This is a genomic window from Gordonia sp. NPDC003422, assembly GCF_053588675.1.
The window spans coordinates 18058-34340 of sequence record NZ_JBSFQL010000020.1 but is presented as its reverse complement, the minus strand read 5'-3'; the positions used below and the strand labels follow the sequence as shown (position 1 = coordinate 34340).

At 65.6% G+C, this 16283-nt stretch carries 9 protein-coding genes; 1 reads left to right on the top strand and 8 read right to left on the bottom strand.

The window, feature by feature from the left end; translation table 11 throughout:
* From ACWDTF_RS17100 to ACWDTF_RS17065, 8 genes are read right to left on the bottom strand one after another with little or no spacing between them, the layout of a single operon-like run.
* Positions 1–1488 carry a condensation domain-containing protein gene (locus ACWDTF_RS17100; protein WP_449754722.1) on the bottom strand — a complete coding sequence of 496 codons (1488 nt, stop codon included), beginning with the start codon at positions 1486–1488 and terminating at the stop codon, positions 1–3.
* Positions 1485–3824, bottom strand: coding sequence for a penicillin acylase family protein (locus ACWDTF_RS17095; protein WP_433257723.1), 2340 nt, complete (start codon positions 3822–3824; stop codon positions 1485–1487). Before ACWDTF_RS17095 ends, ACWDTF_RS17100 begins: the two co-directional genes overlap by 4 nt.
* Positions 3821–5266, bottom strand: a complete 1446-nt coding sequence (locus tag ACWDTF_RS17090) for a condensation domain-containing protein (protein ID WP_449754721.1) — start codon at positions 5264–5266, stop codon at positions 3821–3823. The genes ACWDTF_RS17095 and ACWDTF_RS17090 overlap by 4 nt, the downstream gene beginning before the upstream one ends.
* The gene (locus ACWDTF_RS17085; RefSeq protein ID WP_449754720.1) at positions 5266–8781 is read right to left on the bottom strand and encodes an amino acid adenylation domain-containing protein; all 3516 of its coding nucleotides are present in this window, start codon (positions 8779–8781) and stop codon (positions 5266–5268) included. Before ACWDTF_RS17085 ends, ACWDTF_RS17090 begins: the two co-directional genes overlap by 1 nt.
* Before the next feature lies 1 nt (position 8782).
* Positions 8783–10210, bottom strand: coding sequence for a lysine N(6)-hydroxylase/L-ornithine N(5)-oxygenase family protein (locus ACWDTF_RS17080; protein WP_240856103.1), 1428 nt, complete (start codon positions 10208–10210; stop codon positions 8783–8785).
* Complete coding sequence (locus ACWDTF_RS17075; RefSeq protein WP_240856101.1) at positions 10203–11738, bottom strand: pyridoxal phosphate-dependent decarboxylase family protein; 1536 nt, start codon at positions 11736–11738, stop codon at positions 10203–10205. The genes ACWDTF_RS17080 and ACWDTF_RS17075 overlap by 8 nt, the downstream gene beginning before the upstream one ends.
* Complete coding sequence (locus tag ACWDTF_RS17070; RefSeq protein ID WP_449754719.1) at positions 11728–13551, bottom strand: IucA/IucC family protein; 1824 nt, start codon at positions 13549–13551, stop codon at positions 11728–11730. The genes ACWDTF_RS17075 and ACWDTF_RS17070 overlap by 11 nt, the downstream gene beginning before the upstream one ends.
* Positions 13548–14162: a GNAT family N-acetyltransferase gene (locus ACWDTF_RS17065; protein ID WP_449754718.1), complete on the bottom strand. Its 615-nt coding sequence runs from the start codon at positions 14160–14162 to the stop codon at positions 13548–13550. Before ACWDTF_RS17065 ends, ACWDTF_RS17070 begins: the two co-directional genes overlap by 4 nt.
* Before the next feature lie 432 nt (positions 14163–14594).
* On the opposite strand from ACWDTF_RS17065, the gene ACWDTF_RS17060 reads away from it, so the two are divergent.
* Complete coding sequence (locus ACWDTF_RS17060; RefSeq protein ID WP_449754717.1) at positions 14595–16265, top strand: (2,3-dihydroxybenzoyl)adenylate synthase; 1671 nt, start codon at positions 14595–14597, stop codon at positions 16263–16265.
* Positions 16266–16283 lie beyond the last annotated feature (18 nt).

Here is a 16283-nt window from a genome sequence, read left to right as displayed (position 1 = left end):
CTACTGCCGTGCGGCAGCCTGAACAACACTGACATTCGCACTCTGTGTCAACAGATCTCGCAGTGACAGGTGCGACTTCTTCGGAAGGTCGGCGACGAGTGCGGAGGCGACCTGAGCGGCGCGTCGTGCGACGTCCTCGCCGAGGACGTCGGTGCGGTACTCGATTTCGAGGTGCACATCGTCGTTCTCGCCGGTCTCGAAGGCCAAAGACAGGGGATAGTGCACGATGTCCTTGAAGATCGTCTCGCAGCTCACTTCGGCGCCGTCTGGGGTGGGGACACCGCGCAGCGGGGCGTTCTTGGCCAGGGCCATCACCTCGGCGACCGGGAAGCGGCCGCCACTGTTGCGCAGCGCGGTGAGGATCGTGCCGTAGTCGACAGACGAGTACTCCATCGCGGAGTACACGGTCGAGACCGCGGCGCGTACCGCCTCGTCGGCGCGGGTGGTCGGGTCGAAGGTGAAGCGCATCGGCACCACGTTGCCGCTGTACCCGACGCGATCGATCGTCTCCTCCGGCCGCCGGTTATCGGCTGGGACAAGAAGATTGAAGTCCGACGCATCGGTCAGCGCGAAGACGGTCAGTGCGCACACCACGATGAGCATCGCGTTCGATGTCGCGCCCGACTCCCGCGCGAACCGCTCGAGTGCCGCAACGTCGTCGCTGTCGATCGGCTGGCTGATCAACCGGCCCGGACCCTCGCCGAGCACCGAGAACCAGCTGTCCTCGGGACTCGTCTGCGGCAGCGCGCCGGAGATCGGGTAACGGATACCCTCGGCGGCCCAGGTTGCGCGTGCATGGTCGACGGCAGCGCCGACCAGGGACTCCGGTCGCGCCGACGGATCGCCGGCGGGCGCCGGCGGGAGTCCGGCTTCGGGATCGTCGGACACGAGAATGCCGATAACCGGCGGGAGGATGGTCTCGTCGCCGGCGAGGTGGTGCAGAACGAGAATCATCGACAACCCGTTGTCGTGCTTGTAGATCCGTGCGCGGCCGGGTGCCTCGCGACGCAGGTCGAACGGCTGTTTGGCGAGCTCGGCGGCAGCGGCGAGAACGGCGTCTCGTGTCTGCGGACGTTGCGTCTGACTCGAGGTCGCGTCGGTGGTGCCCCACTCCCAGATCTCGCCGGGAACAACCCAGCGCCCTTCCCAGGTGGTCGCCTTGCGGCGCGGGGCGCCGTCGTCGCTGACCTCGATGACCGAACCGAGCACCGACGAGGTGTCGACGAGGCGTTGCATCGAGGCGACGACCGTGTCGATCGAGTATGTGGGACCGAACTCGAGAAGCACCGCGAAGTTGTGGGCGTCCGAACCGGGTTCGAGTTCGTAGATCTTCCACATACGCCGTTCGGCGGTGGCGAGAGTGCCGTCCGTCGGGAGCGGTGTGGCTTCCGGTGTCGTGGTGCCGAGAGCTGCTTCGTCGGCGGCGATTCCGGCGTCGGCAAGCCTCTTTCGCATGAGTTCACGCTGCGCGTCGCTCAGGATGTTCACGATTCTCCTTGGGATAGAACTACGTTGGTCTCGGGGAGGGCGGGACGCACTACCTCCCGGGTTGTTGCCTCCTCGCGGAGCGCTGACCAATCACTGACGACGCTGATCAGCTCGCCACGGGCCCACAGCGGCCCCTGATCGGAGAAGTGCGGTGATTGCGCGTCCCCGGCGGCTCCGGACGGGACGATCCACTGGTCGGCGTCGCGGTCTGCGACATCCCATATGTAGCGGGCCACAGGTCCCTGACGGCACACGTGTGCGAATCCGACCGCGCTGGCGTTGGCGAACACGCACTCGGCGTCGCCGCCGAGGGGCAGTGGCTCCGGTCGTACCCGTGGGGACAGTTCGGGGTGGTTGGCGGTCACGCCGGCAAAGTCCAAGAGGTGGAACGGGATGAGGACGTGAACCTCGCCCCACGTCGGAATTCTCTCTGCTGCAGCAGTATCGGCGGCCACCGATTCCAGTACCTCGGAAGCGAGTGTGTGAATGTCCACACCGACGGCGTCGGAGAGCTCGACCACCGACGAGAAGCCCGCACCGATGCGTGTCGCGGCGAAGAACCATGGGTCCAGCCAGCGCGGGAAGGGATGCGGCGCTGCGAGACCGGCGAGAGCGGGGGTGGCGGCGATCGCCGAAACCAGCCGGGTGCGGATCTCGGCGAACAGGTATGCCTCCACACTGTCGGCGTGCATCGCGCTGTCCCAGCCGAGGATTCGGCGTCGAAGATCCTCGGCGGCCGCAGTCAGGCCGGTCAGCGGCGTGAGCAGGTCTAGGACGACGCCGGCCGATCGGTTGTCGACATCGCCCTGGATGCGTCGGCAATCCTCTGCCGACACAACAGGTGAGTCCGCCAACAGAGAGCCGATCCGGTCGGCCCGTGCCGGCGAGGCGCATTCTGTGGTGAGGGCTTGTAGCGGCGGTGTGCTGTCGATGCGTTGGTTGGCGATGACGGACACGTCGGTCACCTCGCCCGTGAAGTCCTCTCCCGCAACCGAGGACAGGGTGACCGAGGCCGGTGCGTATCCGGTCCATCGGTACCGCTCGTCCCAACCGGGAACCGGAAGCCAGTAGTTCTCCGGAGCGCGCTGCGGAACCATCCCCACGGCGTGGTTGGTCAGTCGTCCACTCGTGTCCGCGATGACGATGCGATTCGCGGGCTCCACCCAACTGGTCAGTGCCTCTTCGACGTCGGCGACGGTCTGGGCGAACAGCAGGTCGACCACTGCGTCGAAGGTGGCCTCGGCGTCACTCATCATCGGCGTGCGCAGGCTGATGGCCCATTGCGTGTCGGCGCCACCGAAAAGAACCGAGCCGTTGCGGGTTTCGATGACCTCGACGTCCACCGGGTCGCCATCGCGGACCGAGATCTGTTCCGTGCGGCTCGACACCGGCTCGGTGCCTTCCGATGTCCGTGCCACGACGTGTGCGCCGTCGCGGCCGAGTTGCTCGACAAAGACGTCCTGATAGTCGGCCATCGCGTTGGTGATTCCCCAAGCAGCACTGCGGGTGTGCGCGAAATGTGGGACACCGGGAACCCCGGCGAATGCGAATCCGACGACGTCGAACTCGGGACAGCTGAGGTGGCATTGCTGGTAGATCCCGGGGATCTCGACGAACCGGTGGGGATCACCGGCAATGAGCGGAGAACCGTCGGCGGTGCGGCTGCCGGCGACTCCCCACGCGTTGCTGCCGATGATGGCGTCGTCGAGGGGGAAGACGTCACCCCCGACCGCCTCCGCGGGTCGATCGGACACCAGGTCGAGCATGTCGGCGATGAAGTCGTCGGACGGATGCTCGGGTACGTGCAGATCCGACTTGTCCAAACCCTCGCTGTCGAAGAAGTCCAGCGCGACCGAGCCGAGCGCCCGGCAGGCGTGGAGGCGGAAGAGTTTGGTGGTGAACCGTCCGAACATGATGTGCTGCACGATGAACACCGAGATCGGCGACCACGGATGCCATGGTGTGGGTCGATGCCCCAACTCGGTGAGCTCGATCGACGTCGTGTCCTCGTGCAGCAAGCCGGCGCTGACGCCTTCGGCGTAAGCGCGCAGGAGGTCTTGCGTGCGCGGGGACGACGCCTCGTAGATCCGTCGGGCTACGCGGTCGACCTGGGCGCGGCGGACGAACTCGTCCCAGCCGAGGGCGTCGGGACCCAAGACCTCGGCTGTGCGTCCCTCGCCGCGCAGACGCAGGAACTCGACCTGCCAAGCGCGGTCGACGCCGGTGACGTAGCCCTGACCGTACAGCGCGCCGTATGCGCTGTCCGCCTTGATGTGTGGGATGCCGTGGGCATCGCGGATGACCTCGATCTCGCCTGTCACGATCGGTTCGGTCACACCTGCACACCACCGGACGTCACGAGGTCGGCGGGCAGGAGATCGGATAGGGGGCGATCGGCGGTCGCGTCGGAGAGCACCTGCTCGATGTTGTCGTGGATTCGCTCCACCGTGCTGGGCTCGAAAAGGTCGATCTGGTAGGAGATCTGGACCTCGGTGCGGTCGGCATGCATGAACGTCTCCACCGCGAGCGGCAGCAGCGCGCGACCTTTGTGGGCAAGCTCCCACGTCGACGACACTCCCGGGAGTTGCGGACCTTGCAACTCCTGGTCGATGAAGAGCACCAGGGTGTCGAACGGCTGCGCCTGCGGATCGCCGGTGATACGGCGGGCAACCTCCACCAGATGTTCGAACGGGAAGGTGCGGTGACCGAAGGCCGAGTCCGTGACGGCGCGGACGTCGGCGACCAGATCCGCGAAAGTGGCACCGTCGGTGCCGACTCGCAGCGCGATCGAGTTGCTGAAATTGCCGATCAGCGCCTCCATGCCGACTTCCTCGCGGTTGGCGACGGTGGTTCCGATCAAGATGTCACGCTGTCCGGTGATCCGGCGCAATGCCAGGTAGTACACGGCCAGGAACACCGAGAACGGTGGCACTCGTAGTTCCGAACTCAGCGATCGCAGAACGGATTCCGCGTGATCGCTCAGCTGCCGGTCCATGCGGGCGCTGCGCTCGGACACACTCTCGGGACGACGGTCGTAGGGGAGCACAGTGGTGCTGATGTCGCGGAACTGGTCTTCCCAGAACGCGGTGTCGCTGGCGTGGTCGTCGGCTGCAAACCGGTCCTGTTCCCATTCTGCGAAGTCGGCCACCTGTGAAGACAGTGGTGGGATTTCAAGTGCCCCATCGGGTTTGGCGATCGCTTGGGCGTAGAACCGCTCGACGTCGCGAGCCATCGCGGGCAAGGTCATCCCATCCCAGATGATGTGCTGCATCGCGATCACCACCGCCAACCGAGGTTGCCCGTCGGCGTCGGCGGTCAGCCGAACAAAGGTCAGCCGGATCGACGACTCGCCGGCCAGGTCAAAGGGTTCCGTCGCGGCCTCGGCGATGAGTTCGCTCAGCCGTTCCGTGGACGCCGGTGCGTCGTCGAGATCGAGCGTCTGCACCCGGATCGGGAGATCGGTGTGGATCAGCTGATAGTACGAGCCGTCGTCATCGGTGTGATACGTGGTCCGCAGGATCTCGTGACGTTCGACGACGCCGAGCAGCGCCCGACGCAGAGCCGTCTCGTCGACCACACCGGTGAAGGTGAACGCGAGACAGATGTTGTTGGCGGTGCTGTCGGGAACGCGCTGCTGGTGGGCCCAGACGATGCGCTGACTGAAGGACTGCGCGGCCCGGTCGTGATTGCGCCGGGTCGGCACCCCGCCGTCGACACTGATGCCGACGGCGGTGAGCCGGGAGCGCATGAGCGCCTGGAGTTCTTCCAAAGACGGCATCAGTCGGCAACCCCCGCCAACTCGGCCGAGTCTTCGGGGACCGGAATACCGGTGACTTCCAGCAGGATTCGCGCAACCTGATCGAGCTGACCGGGCACCTGCTCCCGGCCGGCGAGCAATTCGGCGAATCCGCGCACGGTGCGTGCACTGAACACGGCCGTGATGCCGACGCCCTCGACCGCGAGGAGGCCGCGGACGTTCGCCACGAACGAGGTGGCCAGGATCGAGTTGGCTCCGGCGTCGAAGAAGTCAGTGGTGACACCGAGTTCCTGCACCCCGAGGACCTGTTCGGCGATGTAGGCGACCGCAGCTTCCACGGCATTCGCCGGCGCGACGTATCCGTCGGGATTCACGCCGGCGACCTCACGCTCGAGCAGCGCCCGGATGGCCTTGCGGTCGAGCTTGCCGTTGGTGGTCAGCGGGGCCTGATCGAGAACGTGGACGATGGCCGGAACCATGTAGTCCGGCAGCAGATCCCGCAGCCCTGCGGTCACCGCATCCTCGTCTGCGACAGCGCCCGAGGACGGCGCGGTGATGGCGAGGCTCAGGCGGCCGGCGACGACGGCTGCGACTGCCTCGCCGACACCCGGCAGGGTGCGCGCGGCGGCCTCGACCTCGCCGAGTTCCACGCGGTACCCGCGGATCTTCACCTGGTGGTCGGCTCGGCCGAGGAACTGGATGGTGCCGTCCGGCAGGTAGCGGGCGAGATCGCCGGTGCGGTACCAGCGGAGGTCGTCGACCGTCACGAACCGGTCGGCGGTGCGGTCCGGGTCACCCCGGTAGCCGTCCGCGACACTCGTTCCGCCGATCCACAATTCACCGGTGACCCAGTCGGGTGCATCCTCGCCGCGCTCGTTGACGACGCGGCATGCGACGCCACCCATCGGGCGGCCGTAGGGAACCGTGGTCCAGTCGGCGGGGAAGTCGTCGCCGACCTCGTAAACCGTGGAATGGATGGCGGTCTCGGTGGTTCCGCCGAGTCCGGCGAAGCGCAGTCCGGAAACCGCGGACCGGGCCCGACGGGCGAGATCGACATCCACCCGGTCGCCGCCGGTGATGATCACGCGCAGAGACTGCAACTGCTCGGCGCTCGCGGCGTCCAGCAGCATCCCGATGAGGCCCGGCGCCGCGTTGAGAACCGAGACCTTGTGCGCGGCAATGGCTGCTGCCCACGAATCGGCGTCGCGCGTCTCCTCCGACGCGATGCACACCAGCGCGCCACCGAGGGACAGCGGGCTGAAGATGTCGAACACCGACAGGTCGAACTCCAACGCCGACAGTCCGATCGTGCGATCGTCGGCGGTGAGACCGAACTCGGCGGCGATGGCGTCGACGGTGTTGGCCGCCGCGCGGTGGCTCACCTCGACACCCTTGGGCTCACCGGTGGAACCCGAGGTGAACAGCACGTAGGCCAGTTCGTCGGGTCCGGCGACGATCGCGGCGTCGGCGCGCGGCCCCGAGGTTGCCTCGTCGAAGCCGAGGACTGCGACCCCTGCGGGCAGATCACCTGCGGCGTCGCAGATCACGGCCGTCACCGCACCGCGGGAAAGGATCTGGTCGCGGCGAGCGGACGGCTGATCGAGCGCGATCGGTAGGTATGTCGCGCCGGCCGCCAGTACACCGAGCACGCCGATCACCTGACGGTGTCCCTTGGGGAGGATCAGTGCGACGGTGTCGCCTGCTCCGACGCCGGCGTCCGTCAGTGAGCGGGCCACCGAGAGTGCCTGACCGGCGACGTCGCCGTAGCTCAGCTCCTGGCCCTGCGCGGTCACCAGCGCGGTGCGCTCGGCAGCGCGGGCAGCGTGATCGAAGAACGCGCCGTGCAGGCTGCGCGGGGTCGAGGTGGCCTCGGTCGACTGCACGCGATCCCGTGTGGTCCGCTGGCCATCGGGGAGTTCGATCGCCAGCAGCTGGTTCCAGTCGGAATCCGGCGCCACCAAATCGTCGAGGATGCGCTGGAATTCGGCGAACATCGACTCCATGACGCCCTCGGGAAGTGCGTCGCGACGGACATCCCAGTTGACCAGCAGGCCACCGTCGAGTTCGACGACCTGTGCGTCGAGATCGACCTGCGGGCCCTGCGACAGAATCCACACGGGCTCGCCGAACAGACGTCGAACGCGGTCGGAGAACAACTCGCCGAAGCCGAGGCCTGAGGTGAAGACCAGCGACGGTGTGACCGCGGAGCCGCGAATCCGGCCCAGGTCGCGGAGGACGTCGAGGCCCTCGTAGGTGGCGTGGGCGGCGCAGTTGTGCAATTCCTTCTGCAGGCGACGGGCACGGTCGACCATCGACTCGGTCTCGCTCGCGTCGCTGTCGATCAGCACCGAGTTGGTGAAGTCACCGACCACCTGATCGATGTTGTCGTGCAGCGGCTCCCGATTGAACAGGGGAACGTTGAGCAGGAATCGCTGGTGCGTGGACCACCGCGCGATGACCTCGCCGAACACCGCCGCGAAAGTGACTGCGGGAGTGACACCGTTGTCGTAGGCGACGGAGTAGAGACGGTCCTTCTGGGTCGCGTTCAACTGGTGGTGGTAGCGCACGCTCCGCAGCGGGTCGGCGCGTTGTGCCTCGGGAATGGTAGGCAGGGTAGGGGTTTCGGGCAGAGTCGGAGCCTTGCGCGCCCACCACTCGCGAGCCGCCTCGTACTCCGCGGGCACGATCTGCTCGGGGAACTGCGCCAGATACTCCCGGAAGGTGTATCCGATGGGCGGCAGCGTGGCGTCGGACTCGTAGGCGGTGGCCAGATCGTCCAGGACGCGTCGGTAGCTCATGGCGTCCGCGGCGAGCATGTCCACGTCCAGATGCAGGCGGTGGCGGCCGTCGGGCAGCAGGGTCAGCACGAATTCGACGACGCTGCCTTCGGAGACATCCAGCAACTGGTGACTCATCCGGTGCCGGGTGCTCTCGAGACCGGCCTCGACCTCGCTTGCGTCGGCGTCGCGGAGATCGACGACACTGAACACCGGTCGCGGCGGCTGGGCGAGGATTCGCTGCTGGCCGGCGTCGTCGAAAGCGGCGCGGAGCATGTCGTGCCGCGCGACGACCGCCGCGACGGCGCGTTCGAGGCGCCCGGCGTCGAGGAACTGACCGTCGAACTCGGCGAAGAGGTGGGCAGCCACACCGCCGAGGGCCTGGCCGTCCTGGCGGCCCACCCAGTAGGCGTGCTGCATTGTGGCCAAACCGAACTCTTCTGCATCGGGATCTTCGGCGGCGGGGTCGGCCACCGCGACGTCGGGCGTCCGCTCGGCCGGCTTCGCAGGAGCTTCCGTGGCCGGGGCGGAATCGACGGTGTCGGCGCCCAACAGACGTGCCCATGCCTCGATGGTCGGGTCGAGCGTGAGCGCAGACGCCTGGATCAGGTGGCCCTGGCGACGCCAGGCGTTCGTCAGTTTCATCACCAGCAGCGAATGCAGTCCGTGACGCACCAAGTCGTCGTTGTCGGCAATTGTCTCCGGTGCAACGTCGAGCAAAGCTGCGACGTCGGCACGAATCTGGTCCTTGGAAATCACGTCACTCCTCAAGTCCGAGAGCTGTCAATTGGGTGTTGGAACTCGCCGTGGGCGAGTTCGCGAGAAAGTCGTCGATGGATGTCTTGTCTTCTGGCACAGCGGCTTCTGGTACTACATCTTCTGCGTCGGTTCCGGTGACACCGAAACTGGTGAACGCCGTGTGCTTGGGCAGGCGGTACACTTCGCGGCCGGCGACGGTGTTCAGGATGCGCGCATTGCGCACCGCACCGATGTCCAGGTTGGGTGCCGACACACCATGGGCGTGCTCCTCGGCGTTGGCCACGAAGAGCCGATCGGCCAGTGCCGGGTCCGACGACACCGCATGGTTGTTGGCAATGACCAAGCGGCCCAGCGAATCACGGCGCAAGCGGTCTTGGATGGCCACGAGGAACGGCTGCTCGCGGTACCGGTAGCCGGTGGCCGTGATCACCAGGTCCGCGGTGTGTGCCAGAGCTGTCTCGGTGTCACGATGCCGTGCCCGCACTCGAACCCGGCCGTCGTCGAGCGCGTCCAGCCCTTCGATCTCGACGCCGTTGCGCAGCTGGACGGGTGCGAGACCGTCGAAGAGTTGCCTGCGGTAGAGCAGGTCGTGCAAGCGGTCGAGGGTGTCGGTCGAAATTCCCTTGTGGAACTGCCAGTGACCGCCACGCACGCGATCGCGGGTGCCCTCCGGCAGCGAGTGGAAGTAGTCCATGTACGCCGGGGTGGTCATCTCCAGGGACAGCTTGGTGAAGTCCAGCGGTGCGAACCACGGTGTGCGAGTCCACCATCGGACCGCCGGTCCGCCGCGCAGATTGGCCTCGAGCAGGTCGACGACGATCTCCGCGCCCGACTGGCCCGAACCGATCACGGTCACCGCGCCCGCCTCGAGGGCGGTTGGCTGGTGTTGGAGATAGCTCGAACTGTGCACCACGGCAGGGGAGTTCGACGCGAGGGCCGCCGGCACTGCCGGCTCGGTACCGACGCCGATCACCACGTGCTTGGCGATCAGCTCCGACTGCACACCACCGGAGGTGAGCGTCACGCGGAAGTGCTCTGCGTGGTCATCCCAGTGGACCTCGTCGACGGTGGTGCCGAAGCGGATGGACGAGGAGAGCTTGTCGATGGCCCACAGCAGGTACGCCTCGTACTCGCGTCGGGTGGGAAAGAAGTCCTCCCGCACCAGGAACGGATAGAGCCGGTCGACGTCGGCGAGGTAGGCCAGGAACGACAACGGGTGTGTCGGGTCCACCAGCGAGACGAGGTCGGACAGGAAGCTCACCTGCAGGGTGGCGTCGTCGAACATCATTCCCGGATGCCAGCGGAACTCGGGAACCGAGTCCACTGCGAGGACATCGATGTCGTCGACGGTGGACGCCATTGCGGCCAGGCTCAGGTTGAACGGGCCGCAACCGATCGCCAGGACGTCCACTGTTTGTTGGTCACTCATGAACTTTCACCATGTTCTCGCTGTTGTGCTTTGAGCCCTCGGCCAGCTCGGACTCCACTTCCAATGCCATGCGCAGGAGTTCGTCGAAGAGATCGTCGATGTCGGACTCGCGTGCGGTGGGGTTGAGCAGAGTGAGCTTGAGGCAGGTCTGCGGTTCCTCGCTGCCGCCGATCTGTACGCGGGTGCGTCCGATGAGTGCCTTGCCACTGCTGATCAGGCGGCGACGGAGCTCGGCGTTGACCTTGTCGAGCTGCTCGCAGCGGTAGCGGAACACGACGGTCGTCAGGGTGGCGGGTGCGACCAGTTCGAGCTGGAGCTCGGTGACGATGCGCTGTTCGGCATGGCGGGCGAGTTGGTGGCAGGTGTCGAGCATCCGGCCCAATTCCGTTCGGCCATAGGCCAGGAACGTGGCGGTGACCTTGAGGACATCCGGTCGCCGGGTGGTCTGCAGGGTCTGGCCCAGCATCCCACCGAAACCCGCCTCGACATCGTCGGTGGGGTTGAGGTAGGCCACATTTCGGTTCAGCGAGGCGAACTCGCCCTCGTCGGCGAGCAGCAGGATGCTGGCCGCCGCCGGCTGCCAGCCGATCTTGTGCAGGTCGAGGGTGATCGAGTCGGCACGGTCGATGCCGCGGACGAGTCGAGCGAGATTGTCGGAGAACAGCGACCCGAACCCGTAGGCCGCGTCGACATGCAGCCACACCTGGTGGCGTTCGGCGATGTCGGCGATCTGCGGAAGCGGATCGACGGTGCCGAAATCGGTGGTACCGGCGGTGGCCACGATCGCGATGGGGGTGCCGGCGTTCTCGAGCAGTGCGCGTTCGAGGGCGGCCGGGATCATCCGGTGGTGTTCGTCGACCTCGACGGGGATCACCGCGGATTCACCGAGACCCAGGGTGGCGCAGGCCCGATTGATGGAGAAATGCGCCACCCGTGAGCAGAACACGAGCGGACGCGTGAGGGTGGCGACGCCGTGTTGCCGGGTGTCGATGCCGACCTGTGCGGCGGTGTGGTCGCGCGCGATGAGCATCGCGAGCAGGTTCGAATACGAGCCGCCGGGACCGAAGACCCCGCCCGCGGTGTCGGGGAAACCGGCGAGGCGCGCCAGGGCAGCGATCGTCCACTGCTCGATCGCCAGCGTCGCAGGCCCCGAGTCGTAGGTGTCCAACGAGGCGTTCGACGCGCTGGCGAGCGCATCGGCGACCACCGACACCGTGAGTGGCGGTGGCTGCAGATGAGCCGCGGTCAGTTCGTGGGTGAGATCGAGCCCGTAGCGGGCGATCAGTTCGGCCACGTGCTGCAGGGCACGTGACTCGCCGACGCCGTTCTCGGGAATCTGTTCCGGACCAAGAGAATTCGAAACCGAGGCCAGCGTCTCTTCTGGTGCTCCGGGAGGGAGTGGCGCACGATGATGATGGTTCTCGACGGCGTCCGCCAGTTGCGCGAGGCCGCCGCTGACATCGGTCCAACCGCTTCCGGGGCGGGCGAATCGTGCTCCGCCCCATGAGGTGTTGTGGTCATGTGGCAAGGTGATCCCCCAGATGAGATGTAGAAGAGACTATTTCGGAGCGCGCGGGTAGCGCGATGGGGTTGAGCAGCTTGTGGTCGGTGGCGACCAGCGACGCGTAGGAGTGCCCCACGTTCACCATGCGTCGGTTGTTCGCCAGCTGCAGCCCGTTCATGTGAACCGCGCCGAAGGTCGGCGCGAACAGATCCCACTTCGCGAAGCGATCGGCGAGATCCGGTTGCTGCGAGATGAATTCGCGGATGCTGTCCCCGACCAACTCCCAGAAATCCCGGTCGGACACCAGCCCCGCCGAATGCACGATGGCAGCCAGGGGACGTAGGAAGTCGTCGAACACGTCTGAGAGAATGCCCAGGTTACGAATCTCGTCGGGTTCCTCGGTGAGGGCCCGCCGGCACGATTCGGGTAGGTCGTCGGGCTCGGCGAAGATGCTGACCTCCTCGCCGATGTCCTTGAGGATGGCGCGCACCGGAACGCCGGAGTCGATCACCAGGATCAGGTTCTCGCCATGCGGAGAGAACTTCAGCTCGTGGCGGTAGAGCAGGTAGGTGATCGGATGCAGGTAGGTCCGCAGGTATCGACGTACCCACTCGTCGGCGCTCAGTCCGGACCGTTCGACGAGCGCGGCGACAAAGGGATCGCCGTGGTGATCGACGTGAAGCAACGCAGCCATGCTCATGAGCTGCTCGTCCCCGGTCGTCAGCGGGACCGGACTCTCCCGCCACAGCGCCGAGAAGAACTTTCGGTACTCCGAACCCGGCTGCGTGATCGCGTTGAATGTCGGGTTGCGGTAGCCGATGGCGGCCACCTCGTAGAGCAGCTGGAAGCCGAGGGACGCGAGGTACTCGTCGTCCTGAACCTGCTTGCGGACCCACTCGTTGATCAGCGGGGTGGTGCGCATGTAGTCGGCCGACATTCCTCGCGTGAATCCCATATTGACAATGGAGAGCGAGAGTTTGATGTAGTGCCGGGTGGGATTGGAGATGTTGAACAAGCTGCGAATCGACTGCTGAGGTTGGTAGAGATCCGGTCCTTCACCGAGTCGCACCAGCTTGCGGTCGGCGATGTCGGGACCGTAGAGCTTGCTGATCTTCTCGATCCACTGCCACGGGTGGACCGGCAGGTAGCAGTAGTCGTCGGGGTCGAGTCCGAGGTCGGCAAGGGTGTCGCTGAAGCGTTCGAGGGTCCGGTCGCCGAGTTCCTCGCGCATGAGCGTCATGTACTCGAGCCCGCTCATCGACGCGAAGTCGCAGTGATCGCGCCAGACGGCCACCCACGTCAGTCGGAATGGGCGAGCAGACTCGGGGGCATAGCGCTCGACGTCGTCGGAGCTGAACCCGAGCCGGCCGGCATTCGCGACGATGCACGGGTGTCCCTCGGTGAGGGTGCGCTCGACGGTCTGGAAATCCGCCACCGCCAGCGCAGCCGCGGCGACGCGTCGGGAGTCGGAACGGTGCGCGCTGATGGCGACCGTATTGATGAGTTCTTCGATGTACTCGGGCAGCGACTCGGTCGGAATGCCCAGTGTCTCATGGACATCCACAATCAATTCGACAGCGCGAAGGGGAAGTTCGACACCGTCGCGAACCCGTCGAATCGACTCCTCGTCGATCGCCCAGTTGTCGAGGGCCAGCACCTCGGCGGCAAAGGTGTAGAGCGTCTGCCGGTCGTCGGACGTCACGACGAAGCGACCGGCGGAGTCCTCGACGGGCGACAGGGCCTGCTCGTGGCAGAACTCCGCCAGTATCTTCTTCGCGATGCGACGGTCGTAGACGTCGCGCAACCCCCGAGTGGCGAGCGCGGGTGAACTGGTCAACGTGCAACCTCTTGTTCGCCGGCCGCGGCCGATCCGATCGTCCGGCCGTTGTCGGTGACTGTGATGAAATCCTCACGCGTGCAATAACTCAGGCGGGCGATCTTGTCGGCAACCGGGTAGTCGCCGTCGACGCGGAAGCCGACCGCGGCGTTGAGGTTCTGCACCGCGGTGTTGCGGACATCGGGTTCGACGACGACCCGGGCGGCACCGACCTCGAAGAAGGCCGTGCGCATGATGAAGAGCATCACATTTCCGGTGAAACCGGACAGCTGCCGGTCGGAGTGGGCGACGAGCAGGTGCATCCCGATGTCACCTTCGGTGTGCACATATCCGGTGCCCGGCGCCGCGAGGTCGCTGGTGAGTGGGTTGTAGAGCTCGAACATGAATTCGGGGGCATCGTCGCAATACCCGATCCGGAGTCCGTAATCGCTGTCGCCGGCCTCGGCAATGTTGTCGGCGAGGAAGTCGCGAACCTGAGTCTCCGTGCTGTCCAACATGTCCCAATACTTCGCCTTCGGATGCACGAGCCATTGGTGCACGGTGGCGCCATCTCGTTGCGGATCGATCCGCAACGAGTCGAGGCGGTAAGTTGACGTCAAGGGTGAGGTCATTGCGGTACCCACTTCATTCGCGATTCGTGCTTACGTCTTGAGTTCGATGGCGCAGGTCGACGCGCTGGCCGGGCAAGTTCGGATTTTGTTGTCCTGGCTTGACCATGGAGAGGACCCTCTCGCGGATCGACGCAGATTAGGTTAGGCTACACACACTAACCCATCGCGGTGCTGAGGTGAAATGCAGGCACAGATACCCGGGCGGGGCCTCGAACCTCGGCTTAATTCGGGGACCAACTCATGTTAGGGTACCCTCATCAGCAGGCCGTGGCCACCCGAATGACGATATTCGGTGAACCGACCACCGGCCTCCTGTTGAGCGCCAAGAGAACTCGATCAGGCGCTCTGGGGGATCGCGGAGAGTTCTTGCGAATGTGGTGTTCGCCACCGCGCCGCTGAACCAAACTTCAAGTGCACGTAGAGGGATAGCGCATGACGACAAGCAATCTGGAGACGCCGACCACCTCGATCCGTGACCGGATACCCAATTGGCCGGCCGACTACGCCGAGCGGTATCGAGAGCTGGGCCTCTGGGAGGGAAAGACTTTCGGTACCCGGGTCGACGAGTGGGCTGCCGCCTATGGTGACTCGACGGCGATTGTCGATGGTGAACAACGGATTTCGTACCGGGATCTTGCGAATCGAGCAACGCTAGTTGCGAACGGTTTACGAAGTCTTGGGATTCGGGCCGGCGACGCGGTGTTGCTCCAGTTGCCGAACTCCGCAGAATTCATCGTGACGTGGTTCGCTCTTCAGCGACTTGCGGCGATCCCGGTGCACACACAACCCGGCCACCGGCACGCCGAGGTCGGGCACCTGGCGGGGGCCACGGGCGCGGTCGCTTATGTGACAACGGGTGTGTTCAATCGTTTCGATCACCGTGAACTTGCGCGCGACATTCTGGATACGTCGCCGTCGCTTCGCACGGTCATCGTCGCAGGCGATCTCGGCGACCACGGTTCCGATGACCGATTTGTCCCGTACTCGACGTTGTCGACGGCCGGCGACGATCCGATCGAAGATGTTGCCAAGCCGTCGGACATCGCGCTGCTGCTGCTCTCCGGCGGCACCACCGGGATGCCCAAATTGATCGGGCGCACCCACGATGACTACCAATACAACTCGCGCGCGGCCGGCGAGCGGAGCCGGCTCGACAAGGACAGCGTGTACCTCGCCGTCTTGCCGATCGCCTTCAACTACACCTGGAACTGCCCGGGCATCCTGGCCACGCTCCGCGTCGGAGGCAAGGTTGTCCTTGCGCCACACCAAGATCCGGCGATCTGCTTCGAGCTGATCGAACGCGAGCGGGTCACCATGACCGCGATCAACCCGCAACTGGCGCCGTTGTGGCTCGATGAGCGGTCATGGACCTCCAATGACTTGAGTTCCTTGCGCATCATCGAGATCGGATCGGCGCGCCTGTCCGATCACGAAGCGCGTCGCATCATCGACGAGTTCGACGCAACCCTGCAGCAGATCCTCGGTATGTCCGAAGGGTTGTTCTGCGCAACACATCTCGACGACGAACCGGAGCTGCTGGCCACCACGCAAGGAGTACCGGTCTCCGTCTACGACGAGATTCGAGTGGTGGACACCGAGGGCAACGAGGTGCCGACCGGTGAGGTGGGCGAGCTCACAGTCCGCGGACCGTACACTCCGCGTGGCTATTTCGACGCCGAGGAGCACAATCGGAAGTCGTTCACCGCTGATGGCTTCTACTGCACCGGTGATCTGGTGCGTCGTCTCGAGAGTGGCCACCTCATCGTGTCGGGCCGCATCAAGGACCAGATCAACCGGGGCGGCGAGAAGATCGCCGCGACCGAGATCGAGGGTGCGCTGCTGAGGCACCCGAAAATCCGGGCGGTGGCGCTGATCGGCGAGCCCGACGAAACCCTCGGCGAACGTTCGGTTGCCTTCGTGGTGGTCGAGAGCGGCACCGAATCCGCGCCCAACCGGCGTGATCTCGCCGACTTCCTCGGTGACGAAGCAGGTTTCGCCGCGTACAAGGCGCCCGATGTGGTGCGGATCATCGACGAGATGCCGCTCACTCCCCTGGGAAAGATGGACAAGAACGCGTTGCGGCAGCAGCTTGCCGGCGCGTGAGTCTGCTCCGACGAGGCT